Genomic DNA, 26,231 nt, shown 5'->3' on the forward strand with positions numbered 1-26,231 from the left:
AGCGAGGTGTTTAGTTATGAAAAAGAAGAAGAAAATTTGTTTATTATTAGCTCTCCTATTAGCATTCAGTGTTTCAGTTGATAATTATTCTCCTATGCAAAAAGGGAATACGGAAGTATCAGCAAAAGAAGTTACATATGGAATCAATGAAATCTTAACGGAGAATTCAGAAGATAATCAGTTTACAATTCTTGAGATCGTCCCACATAAGGGATTGGCTGAAATTGGATATAGTGTGTCTGGTCAAGAACCGGTTTCCTGGAAGGAATACTTACAGACACTAGGTACCTACAAACAGAGAAAAGCATTTCTCGAAAACTTATTAACGCAGTATACGAAGGTTTTAGACCCATATTCTGGTGGTGTTCTAGCTCCATCGTATATATATAACTATGTTGAGAAATCAACAATACCATCTACAGCAGACCCAAGTTCATGGACTGCTGTAGACTCCTCTGATGAAAGTAATTCCCTTGAATCAGGGTATTATTCCTTTGAGAATAATGGAGATGGAGATTATCGATTTAGTGATGATCTGAGTATCAATTATACAGAAGATTCTGGAAACTATTATCGTTTCGAACCTGTAGAATCTAGTAGTTATAAGGAAAGAGCACAATATAAAAAAGAAGTAGATACGTATGTACAAGATTCAACAGGAGAATATCTGGTTACTTTTGTTTATGATTATGCAAAAAATCATAAGAATGAACAAGCATACGTTGTAAACAATGCGAAACAGAATGATGGAACAGAAACAGACAAGAAAAATCTCTATAGTGAAGTTCAGGTTCCACAGTATGAAGCAATTACCAGTGAAGCCCAGATGGATGCAGTTGAAATCTGTGCAAAATTTATCATATCAGATCAAAGTGATAAGAGTGTTGCACACTATTCCGTAGATGAAGTGGTGATGCTTTCAGAACTGGAAGGTTTCTACGATAAAAAAGTAGATGAACTTGGTAATGAAGTTCTTGATGAGAATGGGGAATGTGAGTATACATTTAATCAGAATAAGGAAGGTCGATATAACATCACATTTAAACCAGATGAAAACGGTTGTTATGAGTTGGAAGAATTAAATGATATCAGTATGGATGATTCTAGTTTGATGAGTCTCTATTATATAAGAAGTAGTAACGATTTTGTGTACTATAATTATGATGGTGGAAGTTCTAGTGTTGTTGGCTTTACTGCAATTGATGAGAGTAAAAAAGTAAAAGAGCATAACAGATACTATTATGTTGACCAGAGTTACAAAGTAGAAAGTGGAAGTGGTTACTATAGCGGTAAAACCAGATATGTTAAAACAACCGCTCCAAATGGTGGTTATGTACTGGAATTAAGAAATCTTGACTCATACCGTGGTGATATATTCACGTATGACAAGGGAAATGGTGATTACACCTGGGTGGAAGATGATGTGGATCCTTTCCCAGTGACGGATTACAATGCAACGAAAGTATATTGTAAAGATGTTTTGATTAAGAAAACAGGAAGCTTCTGTTTTAAGGGTGGCTTGGATAATAGTGATCGTTTCAAGACAACAATCTTGGGATTAAGTGAAGAGCAGGCAGAGAAATTTAAGATAAAAGTAGTAACAATGACGCCAGATGAGTTAAATGAGGACTACATTGAGAAAGGCTCAGACAGTATAATTAATCATGCCAATATGTTCTTTGTATCGGATAATTATAATCATAGTCCATTCTTTATGTGGAGCTATGAAAACTTCTCGAAAGAAGGAATGGCTTTATCCGCTGATGAACGAATGACCACAACATATAAGACAGATTCCTTAGAAGAACAGGAACCGAAATATAAGAATTTTGATTCCATCAAGGATAAACTGACCTTCAAGAATAATGATTTTACCAATGCAACAATGAAAGCAATTGCAAATCGAATCACAAAAAATGTAACAGTTGGAGACACAACATTGCCAAGAGCACCAATGGTATATGATACCTCCTTATTATCTAGAGTCGGAGAAAGCAATAACGTTGGAATGCTGTATAAGAAGATTATTGGAAGCAATAATACGCAACCTCGTGTTTATGAGAATGTGTTTGGGTACAGTGGCTCTGAAAATGTGTTATTTAATAATAATTTTACAGAAGATCCTAATTATTCGTTGAAATCGTACCGTGATAACTTTTCTGATATATTAGAGGATCTACAGAATGAAGACATTGTTCGTGTGGCGAATGGGGTTGCTCCATATGGTGAATCATTAACGGTAGATAATATCATCCGTTATATCCTCAATTATGAAAACAAGAGGGAGTTAATTAAGAAAACTTCAGTTACCATTCTTGAAATCCAACCATGTAATTCTTTTGAATTAAAAGAGATCATTGAACAAGATGTAGAGAGCTGGGTACGATACTTTAATCTTGTACCGAAAGATTCTAATGCAGATTTGGATGACTATAAGAATTATGATATTAACATCGTATGTATGAATTCCAGTGAATTCGATGGAAAAATCGAAGATTTGAATACCGTATATGACATGATCTATATTGGTTTAAGTACGGAAGGAATGAATACGGTAAAAGGAGAAACGGTATATAATGATAGTAGAATGAATGGAAAAATCTATTGTCATGTTGGTGATGTAGTCAAATGTAGTACGGACTTATTAGGTTTGCTTGATCAGGACTACTATAAAAACTATGCTGGCAAAAAACTTGGCCTTAAAGATGAAACATTTTTTTGGACTACTAGTAAGGGTAAGTATGTCGAAACAGGAGTTGGTAATCAGAGATATTCCGGTAATGATATAACAAAGGTGAAGTATAATGATTTAGTGAATTACGTGGAAGGAAATTATCCAGTATTATTGGAAGATGGCTTCTATAAGACCTACAGCGGGAATAAGGAACCAAACCGTACGTATCTAGATGGCGTATCCTATATGTACAAATTCGCAGAGTATTGTTTGGGCAGAACGAATGTAGCACAGTCCAATATCTTTAGTAAGACTTGGGTAGCAACAAATGAAGAAGAGAAAGTTGCAGCATCTTATTTTAAGACGTATTTGGCAATTCCAAAATTGCATTTGGATCTAGTGAGTTGCCCAACGGAGTATTCATGTGATGAAACATATCAATATGGGAAAATACAATTAAATGCAACCTATCTGTCACCGAATGCAAAGGGAAAGTATGAATTAGATTATAAGTTTACCATAACCGATAAGATGGCACTTGTGGCGTCCAACCTAACCTATTCAGTGAAATTATATCTCGATGTTGATGCGGATGGTCGCTTCACAGATAATGAATTGATGAAAGATATTGTTGTAAAGAAGGGAAGTAAGAAAGTAGAAGCGGATCAATTAGTATTAGGAAATGATACAGATTCATCTACCTTTACCGTAGCAAGGGAATTACCGGATGGCTATGCAGGGGTTATTCCTTGGAAATTAGAAATCATACGGAATACGACGGATAAGGATATCGATAATGGTTATATTCGAACTTCAGTAAATGGGTACACTGCCATTGAGAAAAAATCAGTGGACAAGGAAAAAGTTAAAATATTACAGATTAATAAATCATCTGGAAGTACGTTAAATCTACAAGAACAATTTCGTTCGAGAGATAATGATTATCAGGATTCAAAAAATTATTACTATACATATGGAACAAACTTGAATGATTTTATTTTGGATGTAACAACGATAACTACTTATGATTATGTGAATAAGATTAACCAGAATGAAAACTATTTGGATGATTTCAATATGATCATCATTGGTTTTGCAGATTGTATGACCTATATCAACAGTCAAAAGGCGGTGGATAAGATTGTAGAATTTGCTGATGAAGGGAAATGTATCCTGTTTACCCATGATACAACAATATTCTCCAATGTATCTTCTAGTACACGTCTATATAATATCTATGGTGGAGATACGGGATCACCTGACGTTGCCTGTGGTGGAGATAATAACCCAGAGTATCGGTTGTTATGTGGAATGGACCGTTTTGGTATTACACCGAAGGTAGATAGTGAAGATGTAGATTATGGAGAATTCTGGGATAAGAATACCATGACTGCTCCGGAAAAGTTAACAGAACTACAGGGATTTACAACACAGTTATTGCAGAAGATGGCTTTAAAGACAAGTGATAACGATTATTATAAATATCCTACTTTTAACCAATATGCGAGTCCAATTAATACACCGATTAATCAATTAAAGAATAGAAACAATGGCTGTTCTGACTGGGCAAGAACGCAAACCATACAAAAGATTAATGAAGGACAGATTACCAATTATCCATATAAGATTATTGATAATTTTAGAGTATCCATTACGCATTCCCAGTACTATCAGATTGATATGGGAGATGATGTTGTTGTATGGTTTGCGTTAGCAGGAGATGGATCAGAAACAGCAAATTTACGATATAATATCTTACCAAATGATGTACGAAACAACTATTATATCTATAATAAAGGAAACATCACCTACTCTGGTGTGGGACATGCTTCAAATCCTACTGAAATGGAAGCAAAATTATTCATTAATACAATGATTGCTGCTTACAAAGCGGCTTCTGACAAACCAAGTATTAATATAACGAATGAAAATGTTGGTACAACAAAAGATGGAGAACAGTTCTTTTATGTAGATTATGATGTGAAGAAGTATAGTAGCATGAATGATAAGGTTTATACGAATGTCAGTGGTGAAGAACGAGATGGAAAGAATTATGTAGACGTTTACTACCGTGTTAAGAATCCAAATCTTGATATGAATGCAGATTTATCTGTGAAATACTATGTCAATGAAGATAACGGAAACGATGTGGATTGTACCAGTTATATTGAAACAACAACTGTGCAAGACCCAGAGTATGTACTACCGTTAACGGAAGGTAAGATTAAAGTAGAAGCGAGTGACTCTATCGGATCAGATGAGGAGCAAATGGATAAATTGTATCACATTGCTGTTCCAGTTGATCTCTTCTCACAACTATCACCAGGAAGTAAGAAGATGAAACTGAAGATTCGAATCTACTATGTATCAACCTTAAAAGGAAAGAATGCAGTAGAAAATGACATGATCATTAATTTTGTAAACAGAAATTTGTTTGATATGAATTAGGATTTTGTAAGGGAATCGATTTTCAAGAAAAAAGACGTGTGTTTTATGCTTGCATGAACATATGTCTTTTTTCAAAATTATAAAGCTTTTCAGAAATATGTTTTCATTTTTCTTGGAATGTTTTATGATAATTGAAAGGAGGCGTTATTGATGAAATATGAATATGATGAAAAAGAGCTTTTCTGTTACTATGATGAGAAAACAATCTATGGAAAATTAATGACACCAAAGAATACAACAGGAGAACTTCCGGTGATTATCTGTAGTCATGGGTATAATGCAAACTATGAATCCATGGCATGGTTTAGCAGACAATTTGCAGAACATGGTATAGCCAGTTACTGTTTTGATTTTTGTGGTGGTAGTGTTGCTTCCAAAAGTAGTGGTTCACCGGTGGAGATGAGCATTAAAACTGAACAAGCGGACCTAAAAGCTGTTATTGACCAAATTTCTTCCTTACAGGGAATTGATCGGAATCAGATCTATCTTTTGGGAGCCAGTCAAGGAGGATTCATATCTGCATTAGTAGCAGCGAATGATTGTAAACGGATCAAGAATCTGTTCTTAATGTTCCCGGCATTTTGCATACCAGATGATTGGAAAGGTGCCAAAGGGCAACCAGTTAGGGAAACCATTGATTTTATGGGGATGACCATAGGGCAAAAGTTTGTTGATGATTTGCCAGATTTTGATGTATATTCTTATATTCGCAAGTACGAAAAGCATGTGAAGATTTTCCATGGTGATGCAGATGGTATTGTTAAGTTGTCTTATGCACAGGTAGCACAGAAAGCGTATCCAGATTGCGAGTTGACCATCTACCCAGGTGAGGGACATGGTTTCTCCCGGGATTATGACAAACGTCTGATGGAAGAAATCTGTAGTTATGTTCAGCAGAATCAGTAGATATGATATATGTTTGCAGAGATGTTCTGCAATAGTAGTGAAAATTTTGCTTGTTTTGTTGGTTATAATATACGAACACCATTTGCCTTATTTGTTACATAGGTAATGTAATCTTCACGAAATGTGGTACGAACCGTTCTAGAAAGTGGAATGACTGTAGAATATATGTTCATCTCAATATTTGCAGTGTTAAGCCGTTTGATATATTCCATATTAACAATAAAAGAACGGTGTACTTTGAAAAAGGACTCTTTGTCGCGTAGAATATTCTCCAACTCATACATTGTTCCAGTTGTAATCATACATTCTCCATTTCGCAGGAAAAAGTAAAGCTTATCAAGGCGAACCTCAGCGTAAACTATATTTGTAAGGAATACTTTTTGAAGGGTTCCTTTTTGTCGAATAAGAATATAGGAATCCTCTTGAGGTTTACAATTCAGAATTGCTTTTTTTATCTCATGATCAAGAAGATCTTTAGAGAATGGTTTCAACAGATAAGAGGCGGCATTGACTTCATAGGAATCAATGGCATAGTCTCGTGAGCTGGTAAGAAATAGAATCTGGGCAGTGGAATCCTGTTTACGAATGGTACGAGCAATTTCTAATCCAGAAACAAAAGGCATAATCATATCTAGAAGATAGATTTCATATGTAATTCCGCGTTCTATCTCATTAATTAAGGAATCGCCGGAGTTGAAACTTTTAACTTGAATTTGCTCATCAGAGAAGCTTAGTGTGGTGAGCATTTTTTCTAGAATGCGTAATTGAATGATATCATCATCACAAATTGCTATGTTAATCATGGTGTCTCCCCCTGTATAAAAAAGTTGTTTTACAGGTCAAGAAGTTATATATTCATATCAATATGAAAGGTATAACCATTTATCCCTAGCATAATTATAGCAAATTATATGGGTATTGCAATGGAATATGCATTTTATAGGCAAAATAATGCATTTCATGGGTTGCGTATTTTTTTGTAGTTTTTTGTGGCATTATTAATGATAAGAGTTATTCTTGTAGATATGGACGGACGAAAAAAAGAATCTAACTCTGGGAGAATAAGATTCTGTATCTTGCAACCCCGGCTAATGCAGTACAGAATCTGAAAAAAGACTAAACAGATTATACTGTTTAGTCTTTTTTTGTTCTATGTACAAGTGTCGGGGAGCTCTAGTGCTAAGCTGATTCTATACGATATAATTTTACTCCATGGGCTGGAATGGATACTTGTAATGAAAAATCCTTGTATTCTTTTGTTTCTTGTGTCCAAAGCTCAGTGATTTTCGAAGTAGAATGGATATATGCTGGTAACCAATTGAATTCGATGGTAAGCTCCCTTGCTTCTTCTAAATTAAATACAGCAAGATAACTTGTAGTTCCATTCAAATCTTGTGATGTCCAAACTACCTTCTGTTGATCACGGACAAGTTGTCTGGCATGTTGACTATTGGTTAGAAGATGAAGAACGTCCTTGTTCGTAAGTAATGCAAGTGTCCATGGGTCTAATTTGGTCAGCTCTGCACCAAGCATCATTGGAGAACGAAAGATTGACCATAGGGAAATCATAGTCATTTGCTCTTCTTTTGTAAAATTGGTCTGTCGCTCTTCTCCAAAACCTTTCCCCAAATATCCAACAGGTATCATATCACAGTCAGGGTAGCAGCCTGTAGAGACATGGTTTTGCCAATGTTCACAACGTTCGAACATGTTAAGGAGGAGAGACCAGTTATCCCAGAAATCATCAGTAATTCTCCACATATTAGCATAGGTTTCATAATGCCATGCTTCCTCTACTTTTGCTGGCCCAGGAGAAAGGCTAAGTACAATGGGACGATTACATGACTGAATTGCTTTTTGGAGCATGATAATTTCTTCCTTTGCAGATGTAGCATCCATGCGGCAGATATCATCACATTTTACAAAATCAACACCCCAGCTTGCGTATAATTCAAATAGAGAATCATAGTATTCTTGTGAACCTGGACGATTAGGAACAATACCGTACATATCAGGATTCCAAGAACAGATGGAGCTTGGATCTGCAACCTGATTTGCTGTAACAGAAGTTCCTTTTATCTTTGTGTGATTATGTGCAGCAATACGAGGAATACCTCGCATAATATGGATTCCGAATTTTAGACCAAGGTTGTGAATATAGTCCGCTAATGGTTTAAATCCAGCTCCACTAACAGAGGATGGAAATCGATCTGGACAAGGATATAATCTGGAGTATTCATCCATTTCAATCTGTTCAAATGGGATATATTGATATTGATCACGCAAACTGCCTGTATGGTAAGCATACCATTCAATATCCACAACAACATATTCCCAGCCATACGCTTTCATATAAGTGGCCATAAAATCCGCATTCTTCTTAATATCTTCTTCAGTGACAGTGGTGTCATAGTAGTCATAACTGTTCCAACCCATTGGTGGGGTTGGGGCAAACATATTCTTATCCATTATCTTCCCTCTTTCTATTAATTGATAACCTAATACAACCTATTGCTCAGAAATCCGCCCTAATCGGGCTACTTTCTCATGTCTTGCGGTTCCCAAGGTTATGTTATTTCATGCAAGCATGAAAAACTTAACTTTGGTTAGAAGCATAATACAACCTATTGCTCCGCATAAAGAGCTCTCGCAATAGGAATCCATTCGAAATCCACCCTAATCGGGCTACTTTCTCATGTTTTGCGGTTCCCAAGGTTATGCTTTTTCATGCAAGCATGAAAAACATAACTTTGGGAACCTTGTATAATATAGTATACTTATAGTAAACTTGGTATGGAAAGAGGATTATTACTGTGTAAGGGGGTAATATTTTGATATATCGGAACTTTAATTTTGCTGATTGGGATACCTTTGTTACAAAACAACTCCATGTCTATGATTTTGGAGTTGAGAAACGTGAAGATGAGTCTTATGCATATGATAATGAAAGAAGACAAGATTATGATGGGTTTTTGTTTCAATATACGTTAGAAGGAAAAGGCTTTTTTGAACAGGAAGATCGTGTTGTTTCATTAACCCCTGGGAAAGCGTTCTTGATTCCTTTTCCACATGGTAGTAAGTATTATTATAAGAAGGAAGAGGAACATGGTTGGACATTTTTTTATATTCATTTTAATGGGGAGATAGCAAAACAGTATTGTACATACATGGAGAATACGTTTGGGAATATATTGACGATTGATCAAAACGCAGATTCCATTCAGTGTTTCTTAAGAGAGTATACAAATGTCCAAAATGGAAAGCAGTATGGTTTATATAATAATAGTGTATTCCTATACCAATTTCTAACATTATTACTTCAGGATTTGGAATCTCCCTCGTATGGAAAGAAGATTGGTTGTGTGGAACAGGCAGTGGTATGGTTGGAACAGAATTTTTCCACACAAAAAAATCTATCGGATATGTGCATTGAACTAGGGGTGTCATTGTCTCATCTAACTAGACAATTTCATCTACAAAAGGGAATTACCCCTATGCAGTATCTGCAGGATATTCGCCTGAAACACTCATTGAACTTATTAGTTACAAGTACGTTGTTGATTGAAGAAATAGCAATACAGTGTGGTTTTTCTAATGGTAATTACTATACGAAAGTATTTCGAAGATCGTTTGGGCTGACACCTTCCGCATACCGCTTGCTTCATGGAGGAAAGAGCATAGAGTTCTGACAACAATACCATAAGTATTAAAAAAGAAAAGTAGTTTTACTTATAGATAAAGCAAATATTATTAACCCGTCTAATAAGTAACATAAGAAATTAATACAGTGCAAAGTAAGACAAAGCACGAAAAATGTGGTAAGATAATGAAAGAGATACAACTCGACGATTTTCGTATTGTAAAAGCACATCGTGAGTAGCAATACGTAGTATCTAGAGCGGCAAATTACTTTTTGACGCTTTAATCATTATATGTTTGAATTAACAGGAGGAACGTAACATGGATTACAAGAACGCTGGCGTTGATATTGAAGCAGGATATAAAGCAGTTGAATTAATGAAAAAACATATTGGACAAACAATGAGAAGCGAAGTTCTTACGAATATCGGTGGATTCTCAGGAGCATTCTCTCTTGCTGGGTTTAAAGGTATGGAAGAGCCAACTTTAGTATCAGGAACAGATGGTGTTGGAACTAAATTAAAACTTGCTTTTATTCTTGATAAACATGATACAATCGGTATTGACTGTGTTGCAATGTGTGTAAATGATATTGCATGTGCAGGTGGTGAACCATTGTTCTTCCTTGATTATATAGCATGTGGAAAGAACGATCCAGAAAAGATTGCAACGATTGTAAGTGGTGTTGCGAACGGTTGCGTACAATCAGGTGCAGCTTTGATTGGTGGAGAAACAGCAGAGATGCCTGGATTTTATCCTGTAGATGAATATGATCTTGCAGGTTTTGCAGTTGGTATTGTTGATAAGAAGAATCTGATCACAGGAAAAGATTTAACAGAGGGTGATGTATTGATTGGTATTGCTTCATCCGGTATTCATAGTAACGGTTATTCCTTAGTTCGAAAAGTTTTCAATATGAATCGAGAAGCACTAGATACATATTATGAGTCTCTTGGTGCAACACTTGGAGAAACCTTATTAACACCTACGAAGATTTATGTGAAAGCATTACGCTCCTTAAAAGAAGGTGGAGTAACGGTGAAAGCATGTAGTCATATTACTGGTGGTGGTTTCTATGAGAATATCCCAAGAATGCTTCCAGAAGGAATTCATGCATTTGTTAAGAAGAATAGTTATCCAATCCCTCCAATCTTCAATATGTTAGCAACAGATGGAGATATTACAGAACAGATGATGTACAATACCTACAATATGGGATTAGGAATGATGATCGCTGTTAATAAAGATCAAGTTGACGTTGCAATTCGTCAGATTGAAGCAGCAGGAGAAAAAGCATATGTTGTTGGTGAAGTGAAAAAGGGCGATAAAGGAATCACAGTAGAATAAGAAGAATGGTAGGCGGCTTGTGCTTCGCATCAAGTCGCCTAATTTGGAAGGGAGCAGGTTTCTTTTGATGAAGATTGCAGTGTTAGTTTCTGGAGGTGGAACAAACCTTCAGGCAATAATAGATAAGATTGAGAACAAGACAATCACGAATACGAGTATTGCAGTAGTGATTAGTAATAAGAAAGATGCGTATGCACTTACAAGAGCGAAGAATCATGGAATCCCAGCAGAGTGTATCTCTCCAAAGGATTTTGAGACGAGAGAGATGTTTAACCAGACACTGGTAGAGCGTATTCAGTCTTATGATGTGGATCTTGTAGTTTTAGCAGGTTATCTGGTTATCTTACCAGAAATTCTTGTAAACGCATATCCTAATCGAATCATTAACATTCATCCGTCTTTGATTCCTGCATTTTGCGGACCAGGTATGTATGGTTTACGAGTTCATGAAGCGGTGCTTGATCGTGGTGTGAAAGTTACAGGAGCTACCGTACATTTTGTAGATACAGGCGTGGATAGTGGACCAATCCTTTTGCAAAAGGCAGTAGAGATTAAGCAGGAAGATACGCCTGAGGTTTTACAAAAGAGAGTAATGGAACAGGCAGAATGGAACATCCTTCCTCAAGCGATTAATCTAATCGCGAATAAGAAAGTGGAAGTATCCAATGGTCATGCTCTTATAAGAAATTGAAATTAATATCATTTATACAAGCTTCGCGTTTGATTGCTCTGAACGGGTAGGTAATTGCTGTTTTCATGAAAAAACGCGCGCTCGCTTGGCTTCACACGTGAAGTTTTCGTTGTACGAAGTTAAATTGGTTATACTAGGTTGATATAGGAAAGGTGGAAGAACAATGAAGGTTCTTATTGTTGGTAGTGGCGGAAGAGAGCATGCAATTGCAACTTCAGTTGCAAAAAGCAAACATGTGGATAAGATATATTGTGCACCAGGTAATGCGGGAATTGCTGCGGTAGCAGAGTGTGTGAATATTGGTGCAATGGAATTAGACAAATTAGTAGATTTCGCAGAAGAAAATGCGATTGATCTTACGATTATCGGTATGGATGATCCTCTAGTAGCAGGCATTGTTGATCGTTTCGAAGAAAGAGGACTACGTGTATTTGGACCAAGAAAGAATGCAGCGATTATTGAAGGATCAAAAGCATTTTCAAAAGATTTGATGAAGAAATATCATATACCAACTGCAGCTTATGAGACATTTGATTCTCCAGAGAAGGCACTTGCTTATCTAGAAACAAGTAAATATCCAATCGTACTAAAAGCAGATGGTTTGGCTCTTGGAAAAGGGGTATTGATCTGTAATACATTGGAAGAAGCCAAAGCTGGTGTAAAAACTATTATGTTAGATAAACAATTTGGTAGCGCTGGTAACTGTTTAGTGGTTGAAGAATTCATGACAGGTAGAGAAGTTTCTGTTCTATCCTATTGTGATGGAACGCATATTAAGACAATGACAAGTGCACAAGATCATAAACGTGCGAAGGATGGGGACAAAGGATTGAATACAGGTGGAATGGGAACTTTCTCCCCAAGTCCATTCTATACAAAAGAAGTAGATGATTTCTGCAACCAATATATCTACCAAGCTACGATGGATGCGATGAAAGCAGAAGGCAGAGACTTTACAGGGATTTTGTTCTTTGGATTAATGCTTACACAAGATGGTCCGAAAGTATTGGAATATAACGCGCGTTTCGGTGACCCAGAAGCACAGGTTGTGCTACCACGTATGAAAAATGATATTGTGGAAGTAATGAATGCATGTATTGATGGTAAATTAGAAGACATTGACCTTCAATTTGAAGACAATGCAGCTGTATGTGTTGTCTTAGCTTCTGCAGGATATCCTGAGAAGTATGAAAAAGGAATTCAAATCACAGGATTTGAGAATTTTGAAGGAAAAGATGGGTATTATGTTTTTCATGCAGGAACAAAAGCAACAGAAGATGGCATCGTAACCAATGGAGGGCGTGTTCTAGGCGTAACAGCAAAAGGAGCTACTCTAAAGGAAGCCCGAGCGAATGCTTATAAAGCAACAGAATGGATTAATTTTTCTAATAAGTACATGAGAAATGATATTGGAAAAGCCATTGATGATGTTCAACAGAAGTAACCCCATTATTTAGACGGAAGAGTATCTTGTTTATAATGAGTTCATATTGATAATGAATTTATACAAAAAAGATGATCCCATATAGGTTTTCAATTATGACTGACTCATATTGTGAGAGCACAACAAAGTGCATTGCAATACGTAGTGTTAAGAGGTAATGTATTACCTCTTGTATCATAGAAAACGATATGGGATTTTTTCTTGACATAAAATCGAACTAGTGGTACGATTTTAATAACGATAGTATAAAAAACGAAATAATAGTCTACAAACGTGTAAGATTGTCCTATTCTATTGTTCATGAATGATATAGTCAACATATAGTATAGGGAGGAAAGGGAGTTAGAGATGGGAGAAAAACGACAACTAGATCGAATTCGCTATAACAAAAACAATATCATAGAAACTGCAAAACAATTATTTACGGAAAAAGGAATTGTCCAGACCACAATGGCGGATATAGCGAAGACAGCGGATTATAGTAAATCAACAATCTATGTATATTTTAAGAGTAAAGAAGAGATTTACCATCATATTATATTGGAATATATGACTACTTTACGAGATGGTTTGACAACGGTGATGCAAGAAAAGAATCGTGCAAAAGATCGATACGATGGATTGTGTAAGGTATTGATTCAACTTCATGAAAAGAGCCCGCTGTTTTTTAAAGGCTTACTAGCAAAGATTGAAGTGAGCGCGCAAGCCATGGAAGAAGAACCTGTATTGGGAGAAATCTATACAGTGGGAGAAGAAGTGAACCATGTGATAGAAACATTTTTACAGGAAGGAATGGATGAAGGAGTTATTCGCCAGGATCTTCCCATACCTCCAACGGTATTCATAATGTGGGCTTCTTTGTGTCAGAATATCATAATGGCGGAAGAGAAGAAAGAATATATTGCAATGAAAATGTCACTTACAAAAGATGAATATTTGCAAACAGTATTTGACACCTTGTACAAAACAATAGACAGATAGTCTGCAGATCAAGTTAATAGGAAGGAGTCATAAGATGAATAAAGAGGTTATTATTATATGTCAGTCCATGTATCATGGAAATACGAAAAAAATCGCAGATGCTATGGGGAGAGTGTTGCATTGTGAGGTAATCAGCTGTGAGCGTGCAAAAAAGATGGATTTGTCCAGCTATGCATGTGTAGGTTTAGGTTCTGGAATCTATTTTACATCCCATCATCCTGCAATTATGGAGATTGCGAAAACGTTGCAACCGCAACAGGCTGCATTTATCTTCTCTACCCATGGAGCACCAATCCAAGGAAAATACCACGAACCATTGAAAACAATATTAAAAAAGAATGGCGTATCGGTGGTTGGCGAATACTCTTGCAGAGGGTATGATTGTACAGGCCCATATAATCTGTATCATGGAGGAAACAAGGGAAAACCAAATGAAGCAGATTTGAGAAGAGCTGAAAAGTTTATACATAAACGATTTCCTCAATATAAGAAAACGGTACATATCCCAGATGGTAGACATGTTGGAATAGAAAGCGAAACCTGTATTGGATGTGGAAGATGTGCTGCAGTTTGTCCAATGCATGTGCTTCGGGTAGAGGAAGAAAAATGTATTATTGTGAAAGAGGAAGACTGTATTCATTGCAAACTGTGTATGGAACAGTGTACAGAAGGTGCCATTGCGGTCAAGCATACGCGTAGAGAATTGATTCGAATTGCTAAAATTCATGCAAAACGGACAAGTTTACCGCAGTAACAAGAAGATCGAATAGGAGGATTATATTATGGGAATTATTACGGGTTATGTTTTACTTCTGTTACTTGCTATCTTGTGTATGAAATTCTTTGCAAAACGATTAGGGTGGAAGAAACTTGATCGGGCACTATATCGGATTCATAAGCCAGTGGCATATATCGCAGGTGGTGTAACACTACTCCATCTAGTGTTGACATTCCGTGTGTTTTATACAAGACCATTGATCTTATATATTGGTGGAATCGCTATGTTAGTCGTTGGAATTCTTATCGGATTATTTTATGTTCGAAGAAAACAGTTAGGTAAACGGTGGTTGCTATTTCATCAAGTAGGAGTTTGCGTATTGCTTGGCTTATTGTGTATACATATTGTTGTGTATTTTGTAGATTTTCAGGCATACAAGAAATCCATTGATGAGATTTCTATACCAGAAATTGATGTAACGAATATAGCAGATGGGACCTATGTAGGAAGTTATGATGCAGGCTATATCTATGCCAAAGTGGAGGTTACGATAGTAGCAGGGAAAATTACGAATCTACAGCTTTTGGAGCACCGAAATGAAAGAGGAGCAAAAGCGGAGGCAATCACGGGAGAAATCATGCAACAGCAAAAGATTGCGGTAGATACCATTAGTGGTGCAACCAATTCCAGTAGAGTAATACAAAAAGCAGTATGCAATGCATTACAGCATGAGGATTTGACACCTTGATAATAATACTACATGTGCCAATAATATTCGTTAGTAAGGTGTTTACTAGAGTTTAAGAAGAAAAAGTTATGGCAATCCTTATAATACGACGTATTGCTACGCACTTTGTGTTTTCATAATACGATAACAAGAGAAAATACAAAAACTGTGGAAGCAGATTATAAGGAGGATATACGATGCATCAATTTATAGCAGATTATTTAAGCAAATTTATTCATATTCCCTTTGCAGTGGACATGAATGGAAAACACCTTCATGTAGGGGAAGGCAAGCCAGAGTTTACGGTTACCATTCACCAAGAACTTAGTAAGAAGGATCTCCTTACTAGTACAACCCTTGCTCTTGGAGAGGCATATATGAATGGTGTGATCGAGGTAGATCGGGATCTATATGAAGTACTGGATCTGTTCTTAGGAAATATGGAATCCTTTCATCGAGAAAAAGCAGATGGAAAGAAGATGTACCATCTAAATCAAACCAAGAAACATCAAAAGGAGGAGGTAACTTCTCATTATGATATTGGAAATGATTTTTATGAAAAATGGTTGGACGAATCCATGAGTTATTCCTGTGCATATTTTAAAAATAATACAGACACGTTATATGAAGCACAGTGTAATAAGGTACATCATATCTTAGATAAATTGCAGTTAAAGGAAGGAATGACCCTCTTAGATATTGGTTGTGGTTGGGGATTCCTATTAAAAATTGCTGTAAAAGAATATGGGGTAAAAGGTGTTGGAATCACCCTTAGCAAAGAACAGTATAGAAAATGCCAGGCTGATATTAAGAATGAAGGTTTACAAGAGCAATTATCTGTAGAGTTAATGGATTACCGTGATCTGAAGAAATCAGGTTATGAATTCGATCGTGTTGTGAGCGTTGGAATGATTGAACATGTAGGACGTGGACAATATGAGGAATTCCTTTCCTGTGCGGATGCGGTAATGAAACCAGGTGCATTATTCTTGCTTCACTATATAAGCGGACATAAGGAACACTGGGGAGATCCATGGATTAAGAAATACATCTTTCCAGGAGGAATGTTGCCAAGTCTTCGAGAAATTATTTATCTTTTACCAACGTACCATTTTTACACATTAGATGTAGAGAGTTTGCGCAGACATTACAACAAAACTTTACTTTGTTGGAGAAAAAATTACCTAGAACATGCATGTGAAATCAGAAAGGAAAAGGGAGAAGCATTCTTCCGTATGTGGGATGCATATCTGGCATCTTGTGCCGCTGCATTTCAAAATGGTGTGATCGATCTACATCAGATTCTGATGTCCAAAGGAATAAACAATGATTTGCCAATGAATCGAGTAATCTAGTAGAGAAAAAGTAGGTAAATTAGTATCCCATGAGATGCCCTTTATTATTAGAACGTTCCTCTAATAATAAAGGGCGTTTTCTTATGCCAAGACTTGAGGTATTACAAGGCCATTCACTCCTTGTATATAGAATACAAAAATGCCACGAAAATGCCATAGTTATTCAGTATTTTTGTTATAGAAAGTGGAATTAAGTTGCAAGGTTGGGAAATAAAAGGCTTTTGGGGAGAATTAACTAATATAATTATGCAAGGGTTAGATCATCAATAAAACATTGGAAAGTTTGAGTTTGAGAATAAGACGATACCTTAGCTACAGAATTCATATTTCAAAATAAGTTATGGTGTGCAGAATAGAGGGAGTTCTAGTTGCCAGACATAAAAAGAGAAACAACGAACTGGATTGGAAAGGAGTAAACGATGAATGGGAAAAGATGGAAGAGAATTGTAACTCTTTTGTTGTGTGTTGTATTGTCATGTCCGACTACAATCATGTTAAATAATAAGAAAGAGATACAAGCAGCATCAACATTGAGTATACCTGGAAAAGTTACAGCAACAAAGTTAAATGTTCGTACGAAGGCATCGACATCGTCTGCACAATTAACAGTAGCAAAAACGAAAGTTGCATTAACAAAAGGAACGGCAGTTACTATAATATCAGAGAAAATAGTGAGCAAACAAAAGTGGTATTACATTTCATTTAAATGGGATGGAAAGACGAAAAAAGGATATGTATTAAGTGACTATGTACAGCTAACATTAAAGTCTACCGTAGCGGCGAAGGTAAACAGTACTTCAAAAGTGAAGATTAGAAAAGCCGCTGGAGGCACCGTTTATTTGAAGGTTTCCAATAAGACAATTGCCTTAGCCAATAAGACCAAATTAACCATTACAAAAGAGGTAACGAAAAAAGATGTGAAATATTTTCTTGTGAAATTTACATATAGTAAAAAGACCCACACAGGATATATTGAAGCAAATAAAGTCCTCTTTACGGCAAAAAAGACAGAGGAAACAAGGAAAGCAATCGATACAGGGAAAGTAACCACAGATAATCTAAGAGTTCGTGTGGGAGCAGGTACTTCCAAAGCACAGATGACGGATTCATCTGGAGCTAAGGTTTATCTTTCCAAAGGAACGAAAGTTACCATCTATTCTGTCGTTGATGTATCTGGAACGTTATGGTATGAGGTTGATTTTATCTATAACAAAAAAACAATGACGGGATATATATCGGGGGATTATGTGAAACTGGATTCGGAAGAGGAGAATGACGATACGGCTGAGGATACTTCTAAAGAGGATTCATCTAATGATGATACAGCAAAGGACGACCCAACTACCGACGATCAGAAAGACGACACCTCAAAGGATGATCCCAAAGAAGATGACACATCAAAAGACGATACAGCGGATGACTCAAAAAAAGAAGAAACAACGACGCCTCTTAGCGATGCGGAATTTGAACAAATGATGACAACACAAGGATTTCCAGAAAGCTATAAACCTTATCTACGGACCCTTCATAGTCAATACCCTTACTGGCAGTTTGAAGCATATCATACGGGATTGGATTGGAGTACTGCAGTTGCAAAGGAAAGCGTTGTAGGTAAAAACTTGATTCCAAATAGCAAGAATATCGCGTGGAAATCAATGGAGACAGGTGCGTATAAATGGGCAACAGACAGTTTTGTTGTATATGATGGTTCAACATGGGTAACGGCCTCTCAAGATATTATTGCTTATTATATGGATCCAAGGAATTTCCTTACTCCTCAGGGAATTTTCCAATTTGAATTATTATCCTATCAAAATGAATATCAGACGGTAAGTGGTCTATCCAATATCTTAACAGGAACACCAATGGCAGGCACGAATTATTCTTTTGTGGATGATACTGGTGTAACGCAAACGAAGACGTATGCTGATACATTTATTGAAGCTGCCAAATACTCAGGAGTGAGTCCTTATCATCTTGCTTCTAGAGTGAAACAGGAAGTGGTTACTTCAAGTAAAACCTTTAGTTCTAGTGTAACAGGAACTGTTAGCGGATATGAAGGCCTATACAATTTCTATAATATTGGTGCAACCCATAGTACAGAAGCAGGTGGTGCAGTAGCGAATGGTTTGAAATATGCAAAAAATGGTACGTCAAATGCTGCAAACAATGCTTTATACCTGATTCCATGGACAAGTCCTTATCGTTCCATTGTTGGTGGGGCTTATATTATCGGTTCAACGTATATTAAGAGAGGGCAGAATACCATCTATCTTGAGAAATTCAATATGACGCCAACCTCAACGTATTCTCATCAATATATGGCGAATGTGCAGGCAGCGGCTTCGGAATCAACAAAAACGTATACGGCGTATAGTACAATGAGTAGTGTGCCAGTTGTATTTTCAATACCAGTATTTCTGGATATGCCATCTACGGCAGCTCCTTTACCTGCCGATCAACTGAATCCAAACAATTGGTTAAAGACATTAAGTGTGGAAGGATATACGATTACTCCAACATTTGATGCTTCTATTGATCAAAATTACGGTTTGATCGTTGAAGCTACAAGAGAATCCATTGTAGTGAACGCTACAACAGCGAGCAAAAAAGCAAGTATCTATGGGAATGGTACCATCCCATTACAGGTGGGCAATAATCAAGTTGTAATAACGGTTGTTGCAGAAAATGGAGATAAACGAGACTATACCATTAATGTGGTACGGTTATCAGAATAAAGGGGTAGGAATATGAAGCAAAGGAAGAAAGCAATCGTAATCTATAGTTTACTGATCTGTCTGATCGTTAGTTTAATGCCAGATAAGATGGTACAAGCTGCAAGTGCAACTGTATCGATCACACAAAAGGAAGATTCCGTTAAGCAGAATGATACGTTCAGTGTAACAGTCAAGGTTGTTGGAACAGAGGAAATAGGAGGATTTGAAACATTACTTTCTTATGACAATGATAAATTGGAATTCGTCAGTGGGGGAAGTTTGGTTAGTGGTGATGATGGAATCCTTCGTATCTCCGATCTTAATCCAGAAAATGTTGTAACGAGTAGAAAATATGTCCTGCAATTCAAAGCAATCGAACAGGGAAATGCAAAGATTGAAGTAATAGACCAAGCTTATGTCTACACATATGAGGATTCTGCTGAAATGTCAGTTTCTTGCAATAGTTTGTCTATCAATATTGAAACAGATGAGAAAGTTTCAAAGAATACAAAGCTCTATTCCTTAAAGATTAGCCCTGGAAGCCTATCACCTGAATTCTCAGAAAAAACAACTTCTTATACAGCAGAAGTAGATGCAGATGTATCGGAACTAGTAATCAGTGCCATGGCGCAAGATGCAGATGCAAAGGTAAAGACCAAGGGCAATACGGACTTAAAACCTGGCAATAACGAAGTACAGATTACGGTAACAGCACCATCTGGAGATAAAAAAACCTATACCATCGTCGTTCATAAAGCGAGTAGCCAAGTAGCAGGAGAAGAACAGGAACAGGGAGAAGAGATTCCAGAAGAAGAGGAAGAAAAGAAACAGGAAGACACCTTACAAGAAGTCCTTGAAACAGATGGTTACGTCGTTACACAAGAAGAAGAAAGTGTATTTCTACAGTTTGCTGCTGAATATGAAGTGGTTCCTGTGGATGATACAATAAGTATACCAACTGGATATGAAGCAACCACAAGGCAATTACAAGGTGTAACCGTTGATGTATATGAACCAGAGGGGGGTGCTGTATCGGATTATGTATTGATCTATATGAAAAAAGCAGACGGGGTACCACAATTTTATCGTTATGATCGACTGGAAAATACCGTACAACGTTACGATTCTACCTATGACCAAACAACAACTGTTTCAACAGGAACCGTATCAAAAGACGAGTATGCAAAGAAGTTAGACAATATGCGGATTTTGGTAGTGATCAGTTGTATCATTGCCTTAGGAGCAACATTGGTTGTAATTCGACTTCTCGTAAAATTACGTGGGGTTAAGGATGATGAGTTTTATTAATTCCATAGAACAAAAGCATTAAATTTTCGATGTACGAAGTTTGAGTTATTTAAATAGAACAATCTTTATGAATGGAAGTACAAGAGGTAGAGAAATACTACTATCAGGTTCCATTTATAAAGGATTGTTCTTTTTTTCTATAATAGGGTTTGGGTGCCAAAAGTCCTTAATTTTATAATAGGAAAGTCCTCCAACTTTCCTATTATAGAAACCAGCATGGGATGCGCACTCAACATGAGGTAGATGTCAGCTGAAGCTGATAGTGCTTGGTGCGGAGAACAAGAACATGAGGAACGAGAAGCGAGTTTATTGTCGATGAGATACTTGACAAGAAGTAGATATCTGTTATACTGGCAGTATAACAGATATAACTAAAAAGAAGGTGATTAAATGGTTGTGCGCATTGATTTTAATAGTGAAGAAGCAATCTATATACAATTACGAAATCAGATAATCCTGGGTATTGCGAATGCAGAGATCAAGGAGGGGGATAATCTTCCGTCAGTGAGAGAATTGGCAGAAAATATAGGAATTAACATGCACACCGTTAATAAAGCATATACTATATTAAAACAAGAAGGGTATCTAAAACTAGATCGAAGAAAAGGTGCTGTAATATCTGTTGAAGCAGATAAGTATAAAGCAATGATGGATATGATTGAAGTTTTACAAGTGTTGCTTGCAGAAGCATATTGTAAGAATATAACGAAAGAGGAAATACATGAAGCAGTTGACCGGATTTACGATCAGTTTTTATAGAGATCGCATCGAGGAGGCGATAGTATGTTATGTGATAGATGTAAGAAGAGAGATGCGAAGATTTATTATACAGAAGTTGTAAATGGAGAGATGAAGGAGCAACATCTTTGCGAAGAATGTGCAGCAGAATGTACACAGTTCCATATGAACTCAACATTTGTGAATAAAGATATCTCAATAGGTGATATATTATCCAGTATACTAGGTACGTATCGAGGAAGTACGAATCAAAAAGCAGATCAAGGCAAGAATGGGAACACAGAAGAACCTACAAAGGAAAAGAAAACCGATCATACACTTCGTTGTGAAAATTGTGGAATGACATATGAACAATTTTTGAAAGAAGGAAAATTTGGCTGTCACCAATGTTATCATTATTTTAATAAAATCTTATCAAGAAGCCTGAAGAGTTTGCATGGAGCAGATGCCCATGTGGGAAAACACCCAAAAGGGTATGTTTCCGATATGAAACGAATTATTAATGAATTATCGGAAGTTGAAAAGATGAGTATTCTGTTACAAGAGGCGATTGAGAAAGAAGAATTTGAAGAAGCGGCTAGGTTACGAGATGCAATCAGAGCACTTAAGGAGAAGGAAAGAGAAAAACAACAGGATAACACACAACCAAAGAAGGATGAAGTGAATAAGGAGGAGATTAACAATGCCTAAATGGTATGAAGAACAAGGAAATGAAAGTGATGTTGTAATCTCTAGTCGCATCCGTTTGGCGAGAAATTTTGTGAAGTATCCATTTTCTCCAAAACTATCATCAGAACAAGCTGAGCTACTATGTGAAGAACTGCATAATCGAATCGACGACAATAAGGCTGCTCTTGAAGAAGTTATGGGAAAGTATTATTATTATAGTGTATCAAAAGCAAATGATATTGAGAAACAAGCATTAGTGGAGAGGCATATCATATCCAATAAATTAGCACGTAAGAATCAACATGCAGGCGTAATCATGACAGAAGATGAGAGTGTAAGTTTGATGCTTAATGAGGATGATCATATACGAATACAGGTAATTCAGAATGGTCTGAACTTATTACCCGCTTTAGAGAAGGCAAATGCAATTGATGATATTATCTCTGAGTTCATGCAGTATGCATATGATGACAAACTTGGATATCTGACGAGTAGTCCCACGAATGTAGGTACAGGGTTACGTGCTTCAGTAATGGTATATCTACCAGCACTGGGCTCATCTGATAAATTAGAGAAGATTATTGAGGAAGTCAACAAATACGGTGTTTCCATACGGGGAATGTATGGAGAGGGGAATAAGAGTGTTGCCTATATTTATCAAGTATCCAATATGAAGACGCTGGGTATGTCAGAAGTAGATACGTTAGAAAATCTCACTACAATTGTAGAGCAAATTATCAAACAGGAGAGAAAACGAAGAGAGTATCTACTGGATACAAACTTTGATAAATACGAGGATCAGGTTTATCGTTCCTATGGTGTGCTTCGTTATGCGAAACAGATTACCACAGCCGATGCGATGACTTTGTTAGCACAAATCAAATTTGGTTTTGATTCAAAGATTATTACAAGCAAAGAAAAAACCTCATTTTATAAGATTATGATGGCGATTCAGCCAGCGAATTTACAGAAAATATTAGGAAAAAATGCAGGAACAAAGGAAAGAGAGAAGGCGCGAGCTGCTTTTTTAAATAAGAACCTGCCTGAATTAGTATAGCTAGGGAATAACAAACAACGAAAGGAAGTGGGCAGAATGAACAATCGATTCACAGCAAATGCCAAAGAAGCATTACAGGTTGCAGCAGATTCGGCGTATCGATTAATGCATAGCTACATTGGAACGGAACATCTTTTAATAGGATTGTTAAAAGTTGACGGAGTAGCTTCCAAAGTATTAGCGGAGAATGGAGTAGATGAAGGAAAGATCATTGACCTGATCAACCAGTTGATCGCACCTAATACAGCAGTGGAAGTGTTGGAAGCAGGAAGCTTTACACCACGTGCAAAACGGATCATTGATCAAAGTAATCGAGAAGCAATGCGATTAAAATCCCAGTTAGTTGGTACCGAGCATCTATTGATCTCGTTATTAAAAGAGAGTGACTGTATTGCAGTACGCTTAATGAATACTTTGGGCGTAAATATGCAGAAATTATACATTGATCTTCTTACTGCAATAGGGCAGGACAGCAATGCAGCAAAGAGCGAATATGCTGCAAACAAAAACAAAGCAAAGGGAAAACCTTCCACACAGACATTAGACCAATATAGTAGGGATTTAACAGCATATGCAAGGGAAGGAAAACTTGATCCTGTTATAGGAAGGGAACAAGAGATTCAGCGAGTTGTACAGATTTTAAGTAGAAGAACAAAGAACAATCCTTGTCTTGTAGGGGAACCAGGTGTAGGAAAGACTGCCATTGCAGAAGGATTAGCACAAAAGATCGTGGAAGGTAACATTCCAGAGATTATCAAAGATAAGAGAGTATTAACCCTTGATCTTAGTGGAATGGTTGCTGGCTCCAAATACCGTGGAGAATTTGAAGAGCGGATTAAGAAAGTAATCCAGGAAGTAATGAATGATGGAAATATTCTTCTCTTCATTGATGAGATTCATACGATTATTGGTGCAGGGGGAGCGGAAGGTGCCATCGATGCTTCTAATATATTAAAACCTTCCTTGGCACGTGGGGAAATCCAACTAATTGGAGCAACCACGAGAGAAGAATATCGTAAGTACATTGAAAAAGATGCAGCATTAGAAAGAAGATTCCAACCGGTGGTGATCGAAGAACCTTCCGAAGAGGAAACGATTCTTATACTGAAAGGCTTACGTGACCGCTATGAAACCCACCATCAAGTAACAATAACCGATGAGGCTTTAGTGGCTGCGGTAAGAATGTCGAATCGTTACATTAATGATCGCTATCTCCCTGATAAAGCAATTGATGTAATTGATGAAGCTGCTTCAAAAGTAAGGTTAAGCGCCTATATAACCAGTCCAGATATTAAGAAGATTGAAGAAGAAAATGAATGTCTGGAAATTGAAAAGGAAGAGGCAATTAAGAGTGAAGCATACGAAAAAGCAGGAGAGATAAAACGAAGACAAACAAAGAATGTAGAACTTCTGGCACAATTGCGGGAACAGCAGGAACAAGCGAAGAAAGATTGTGAAATGGTGGTATCTCCAGCAGAAGTAGCGGATATTATCTCAGGATGGACCAAGATTCCTGTAAGTAAATTGGAAGAAGAGGAAAGCAAACGTCTTCGTAATTTAGAAAATATACTTCATGAGAGAGTAATTGGTCAGGAAGAAGCAGTTGCCGCTGTATCCAAAGCGATACGAAGAGGACGTGTAGGACTAAAAGATCCGAATCGTCCAATTGGTTCTTTCTTATTCTTAGGGCCAACGGGTGTTGGAAAAACAGAATTATCGAAAGCATTGTCAGAAGCTATGTTTGGTAATGAGAATTCTATGATACGAGTAGATATGTCAGAATATATGGAGAAACATAGTGTATCAAAATTAATTGGATCACCTCCAGGATATGTTGGATATGATGAGGGTGGACAGTTAAGTGAAAAAGTTAGACAAAATCCATATAGCGTCATTCTATTTGATGAGGTGGAAAAAGCACATCCAGATGTTTTCAATATTCTTTTACAAGTATTAGATGACGGACATATTACGGATGCACAAGGTAGAAAAGTCAGCTTTAAGAATACAATCATTATTATGACGTCCAATGCTGGAGCTAGCCGAATTATTTCACCAAAACAACTTGGGTTTGCTACAAAAGTGGATGAAAAGGAAAATTACAAGAAGATGAAAGACGGTGTTATGGAGGAAGTGAAACGACTCTTTAAACCAGAATTCATTAACCGTATTGATGAGATTATTGTATTCCATTCATTAACAAAAGAGAATATCAAAGATATTGTTCGAATCATGCTACAAAATATAGCAAAACGTACCAAGAGACAGCTAGAGATGGAATTAGAATTTACAGAAGCGACGATTGCATTTGTTGCAGATGCTGGATTTGATAAGAATTATGGTGCACGTCCATTGAGACGTTCCATTCAAAATAATATTGAAGACAAGCTTGCAGAAGAAATCCTAGATCAACATGTGAAAGCAGGAGATCATGTTGTTATAGATATAGAAGATAAGAATGTCGTTTTTCGTGTTTCGTAATATCATGATGTACAGTTGTTCAGAGTCAATGCACAGGGTTACCAAGATTGGCTCTGAACAGTTCCACTGATTTAATAAAAAACACAAAGATTCACTAGTAAAAAGCCGTCGATTATTATATAATAATGTTAGGTCAAAAGGTACCTTGCTGCTCTTGATACTATGTAATGCTAGCATTTTGTGCTTTCGCAATACAAAAACATCTGAAATTCACCCTAATGGGTATCCTTTCTCGTGTTTTGAGAGTCATAAAGTCATGCTTTTTCATGGAAGCATGAAACACATGACCTTTTGGTCCTTGTATCATGTTAATAAGAAAAGAATAAGTTGC

General features: G+C 36.8%; 19 protein-coding genes. 17 read left to right on the forward strand and 2 right to left on the reverse strand.

The features are described from left to right. The first annotated feature begins 16 nt into the window (after window positions 1-16). Entirely contained in the window at window positions 17-5,122 is a 5,106-nt protein-coding gene (locus HBB17_RS01835; protein WP_167955247.1) for a DUF5057 domain-containing protein, read from the forward strand. 150 nt (window positions 5,123-5,272) lie between these two features. Continuing rightward, window positions 5,273-6,028 carry an alpha/beta hydrolase family protein gene (locus HBB17_RS01840; RefSeq protein WP_167955249.1) on the forward strand — a complete coding sequence of 252 codons (756 nt, stop codon included), beginning with the start codon at window positions 5,273-5,275 and terminating at the stop codon, window positions 6,026-6,028. Window positions 6,029-6,090: 62 nt separating this feature from the next. On the opposite strand, the gene HBB17_RS01845 is transcribed toward HBB17_RS01840, so the two are convergent. Then, window positions 6,091-6,831 carry a LytR/AlgR family response regulator transcription factor gene (locus HBB17_RS01845; RefSeq protein WP_167955251.1) on the reverse strand — a complete coding sequence of 247 codons (741 nt, stop codon included), beginning with the start codon at window positions 6,829-6,831 and terminating at the stop codon, window positions 6,091-6,093. A 376-nt stretch (window positions 6,832-7,207) separates the two neighbouring features. Next, window positions 7,208-8,497 (reverse strand): glycoside hydrolase family 27 protein, encoded by a 1,290-nt coding sequence (locus tag HBB17_RS01850; protein ID WP_167955253.1) that lies wholly within the window; start codon window positions 8,495-8,497, stop codon window positions 7,208-7,210. Window positions 8,498-8,859: 362 nt separating this feature from the next. Here HBB17_RS01850 and HBB17_RS01855 point away from each other — a divergent pair, with 362 nt between their 5' ends. The 15 genes from HBB17_RS01855 to HBB17_RS01920 all read left to right on the forward strand — a co-directional run bounded on the left by HBB17_RS01855 (window position 8,860) and on the right by HBB17_RS01920 (window position 25,900). Further along, window positions 8,860-9,717: an AraC family transcriptional regulator gene (locus tag HBB17_RS01855; protein ID WP_167955255.1), complete on the forward strand. Its 858-nt coding sequence runs from the start codon at window positions 8,860-8,862 to the stop codon at window positions 9,715-9,717. A 271-nt stretch (window positions 9,718-9,988) separates the two neighbouring features. Continuing rightward, window positions 9,989-11,014 carry a phosphoribosylformylglycinamidine cyclo-ligase gene (purM, locus tag HBB17_RS01860; RefSeq protein ID WP_167955257.1) on the forward strand — a complete coding sequence of 342 codons (1,026 nt, stop codon included), beginning with the start codon at window positions 9,989-9,991 and terminating at the stop codon, window positions 11,012-11,014. Between the two features lie 64 nt (window positions 11,015-11,078). Next, window positions 11,079-11,705, forward strand: a complete 627-nt coding sequence (gene purN / locus HBB17_RS01865) for a phosphoribosylglycinamide formyltransferase (RefSeq protein ID WP_167955259.1) — start codon at window positions 11,079-11,081, stop codon at window positions 11,703-11,705. A 163-nt stretch (window positions 11,706-11,868) separates the two neighbouring features. Then, complete coding sequence (purD, locus tag HBB17_RS01870) at window positions 11,869-13,149, forward strand: phosphoribosylamine--glycine ligase (RefSeq protein ID WP_167955261.1); 1,281 nt, start codon at window positions 11,869-11,871, stop codon at window positions 13,147-13,149. Window positions 13,150-13,497: 348 nt separating this feature from the next. Then, window positions 13,498-14,130: a TetR/AcrR family transcriptional regulator gene (locus HBB17_RS01875; protein ID WP_167955263.1), complete on the forward strand. Its 633-nt coding sequence runs from the start codon at window positions 13,498-13,500 to the stop codon at window positions 14,128-14,130. Between the two features lie 34 nt (window positions 14,131-14,164). Then, the gene (locus HBB17_RS01880) at window positions 14,165-14,884 is read left to right on the forward strand and encodes a flavodoxin domain-containing protein (RefSeq protein ID WP_167955265.1); all 720 of its coding nucleotides are present in this window, start codon (window positions 14,165-14,167) and stop codon (window positions 14,882-14,884) included. A 28-nt stretch (window positions 14,885-14,912) separates the two neighbouring features. Further along, on the forward strand, window positions 14,913-15,596 hold the full coding sequence (locus HBB17_RS01885; RefSeq protein ID WP_167955267.1) for an FMN-binding protein: 684 nt from the start codon (window positions 14,913-14,915) through the stop codon (window positions 15,594-15,596). 176 nt (window positions 15,597-15,772) lie between these two features. After that, complete coding sequence (locus HBB17_RS01890) at window positions 15,773-16,930, forward strand: class I SAM-dependent methyltransferase (protein ID WP_167955269.1); 1,158 nt, start codon at window positions 15,773-15,775, stop codon at window positions 16,928-16,930. Between the two features lie 419 nt (window positions 16,931-17,349). Beyond that, entirely contained in the window at window positions 17,350-19,668 is a 2,319-nt protein-coding gene (locus HBB17_RS01895; RefSeq protein ID WP_167955271.1) for a cadherin-like beta sandwich domain-containing protein, read from the forward strand. 12 nt (window positions 19,669-19,680) lie between these two features. Further along, complete coding sequence (locus HBB17_RS01900; RefSeq protein ID WP_167955273.1) at window positions 19,681-20,955, forward strand: cohesin domain-containing protein; 1,275 nt, start codon at window positions 19,681-19,683, stop codon at window positions 20,953-20,955. Between the two features lie 243 nt (window positions 20,956-21,198). After that, on the forward strand, window positions 21,199-21,330 hold the full coding sequence (locus HBB17_RS20590; protein WP_274380747.1) for a hypothetical protein: 132 nt from the start codon (window positions 21,199-21,201) through the stop codon (window positions 21,328-21,330). A 15-nt stretch (window positions 21,331-21,345) separates the two neighbouring features. Continuing rightward, on the forward strand, window positions 21,346-21,714 hold the full coding sequence (locus HBB17_RS01905) for a GntR family transcriptional regulator (protein WP_167955275.1): 369 nt from the start codon (window positions 21,346-21,348) through the stop codon (window positions 21,712-21,714). Between the two features lie 24 nt (window positions 21,715-21,738). After that, window positions 21,739-22,383: a UvrB/UvrC motif-containing protein gene (locus HBB17_RS01910; RefSeq protein WP_167955277.1), complete on the forward strand. Its 645-nt coding sequence runs from the start codon at window positions 21,739-21,741 to the stop codon at window positions 22,381-22,383. Next, a complete protein-coding gene (locus tag HBB17_RS01915) occupies window positions 22,376-23,419 on the forward strand; it encodes a protein arginine kinase (protein WP_167955279.1) in 1,044 nt (347 codons plus the stop codon). The genes HBB17_RS01910 and HBB17_RS01915 overlap by 8 nt, the downstream gene beginning before the upstream one ends. Window positions 23,420-23,455: 36 nt before the next feature. Further along, window positions 23,456-25,900 carry an ATP-dependent Clp protease ATP-binding subunit gene (locus HBB17_RS01920; protein WP_167955281.1) on the forward strand — a complete coding sequence of 815 codons (2,445 nt, stop codon included), beginning with the start codon at window positions 23,456-23,458 and terminating at the stop codon, window positions 25,898-25,900. Window positions 25,901-26,231: the final 331 nt, after the last annotated feature.

Origin of the sequence: Anaerosporobacter faecicola, from assembly GCF_012070565.1 — a bacterium.
Lineage (GTDB): Bacteria > Bacillota > Clostridia > Lachnospirales > Lachnospiraceae > Anaerosporobacter > Anaerosporobacter faecicola.

What these genes read in the sequence shown, in the direction of transcription:
- HBB17_RS01835 (WP_167955247.1), top strand. Translation starts at nt 17, where the DNA reads ATGAAAAAGAAGAAGAAAATTTGTTTATTATTAGCTCTCCTATTAGCA.
- HBB17_RS01840 (WP_167955249.1), top strand. Translation starts at nt 5,273, where the DNA reads ATGAAATATGAATATGATGAAAAAGAGCTTTTCTGTTACTATGATGAG.
- HBB17_RS01845 (WP_167955251.1), bottom strand. Translation starts at nt 6,831, where the DNA reads ATGATTAACATAGCAATTTGTGATGATGATATCATTCAATTACGCATT.
- HBB17_RS01850 (WP_167955253.1), bottom strand. Translation starts at nt 8,497, where the DNA reads ATGGATAAGAATATGTTTGCCCCAACCCCACCAATGGGTTGGAACAGT.
- purM (WP_167955257.1), top strand. Translation starts at nt 9,989, where the DNA reads ATGGATTACAAGAACGCTGGCGTTGATATTGAAGCAGGATATAAAGCA.
- purD (WP_167955261.1), top strand. Translation starts at nt 11,869, where the DNA reads ATGAAGGTTCTTATTGTTGGTAGTGGCGGAAGAGAGCATGCAATTGCA.
- HBB17_RS01875 (WP_167955263.1), top strand. Translation starts at nt 13,498, where the DNA reads ATGGGAGAAAAACGACAACTAGATCGAATTCGCTATAACAAAAACAAT.
- HBB17_RS01880 (WP_167955265.1), top strand. Translation starts at nt 14,165, where the DNA reads ATGAATAAAGAGGTTATTATTATATGTCAGTCCATGTATCATGGAAAT.
- HBB17_RS01885 (WP_167955267.1), top strand. Translation starts at nt 14,913, where the DNA reads ATGGGAATTATTACGGGTTATGTTTTACTTCTGTTACTTGCTATCTTG.
- HBB17_RS01890 (WP_167955269.1), top strand. Translation starts at nt 15,773, where the DNA reads ATGCATCAATTTATAGCAGATTATTTAAGCAAATTTATTCATATTCCC.
- HBB17_RS01895 (WP_167955271.1), top strand. Translation starts at nt 17,350, where the DNA reads ATGAATGGGAAAAGATGGAAGAGAATTGTAACTCTTTTGTTGTGTGTT.
- HBB17_RS01900 (WP_167955273.1), top strand. Translation starts at nt 19,681, where the DNA reads ATGAAGCAAAGGAAGAAAGCAATCGTAATCTATAGTTTACTGATCTGT.
- HBB17_RS20590 (WP_274380747.1), top strand. Translation starts at nt 21,199, where the DNA reads ATGTCAGCTGAAGCTGATAGTGCTTGGTGCGGAGAACAAGAACATGAG.
- HBB17_RS01905 (WP_167955275.1), top strand. Translation starts at nt 21,346, where the DNA reads ATGGTTGTGCGCATTGATTTTAATAGTGAAGAAGCAATCTATATACAA.
- HBB17_RS01910 (WP_167955277.1), top strand. Translation starts at nt 21,739, where the DNA reads ATGTTATGTGATAGATGTAAGAAGAGAGATGCGAAGATTTATTATACA.
- HBB17_RS01915 (WP_167955279.1), top strand. Translation starts at nt 22,376, where the DNA reads ATGCCTAAATGGTATGAAGAACAAGGAAATGAAAGTGATGTTGTAATC.
- HBB17_RS01920 (WP_167955281.1), top strand. Translation starts at nt 23,456, where the DNA reads ATGAACAATCGATTCACAGCAAATGCCAAAGAAGCATTACAGGTTGCA.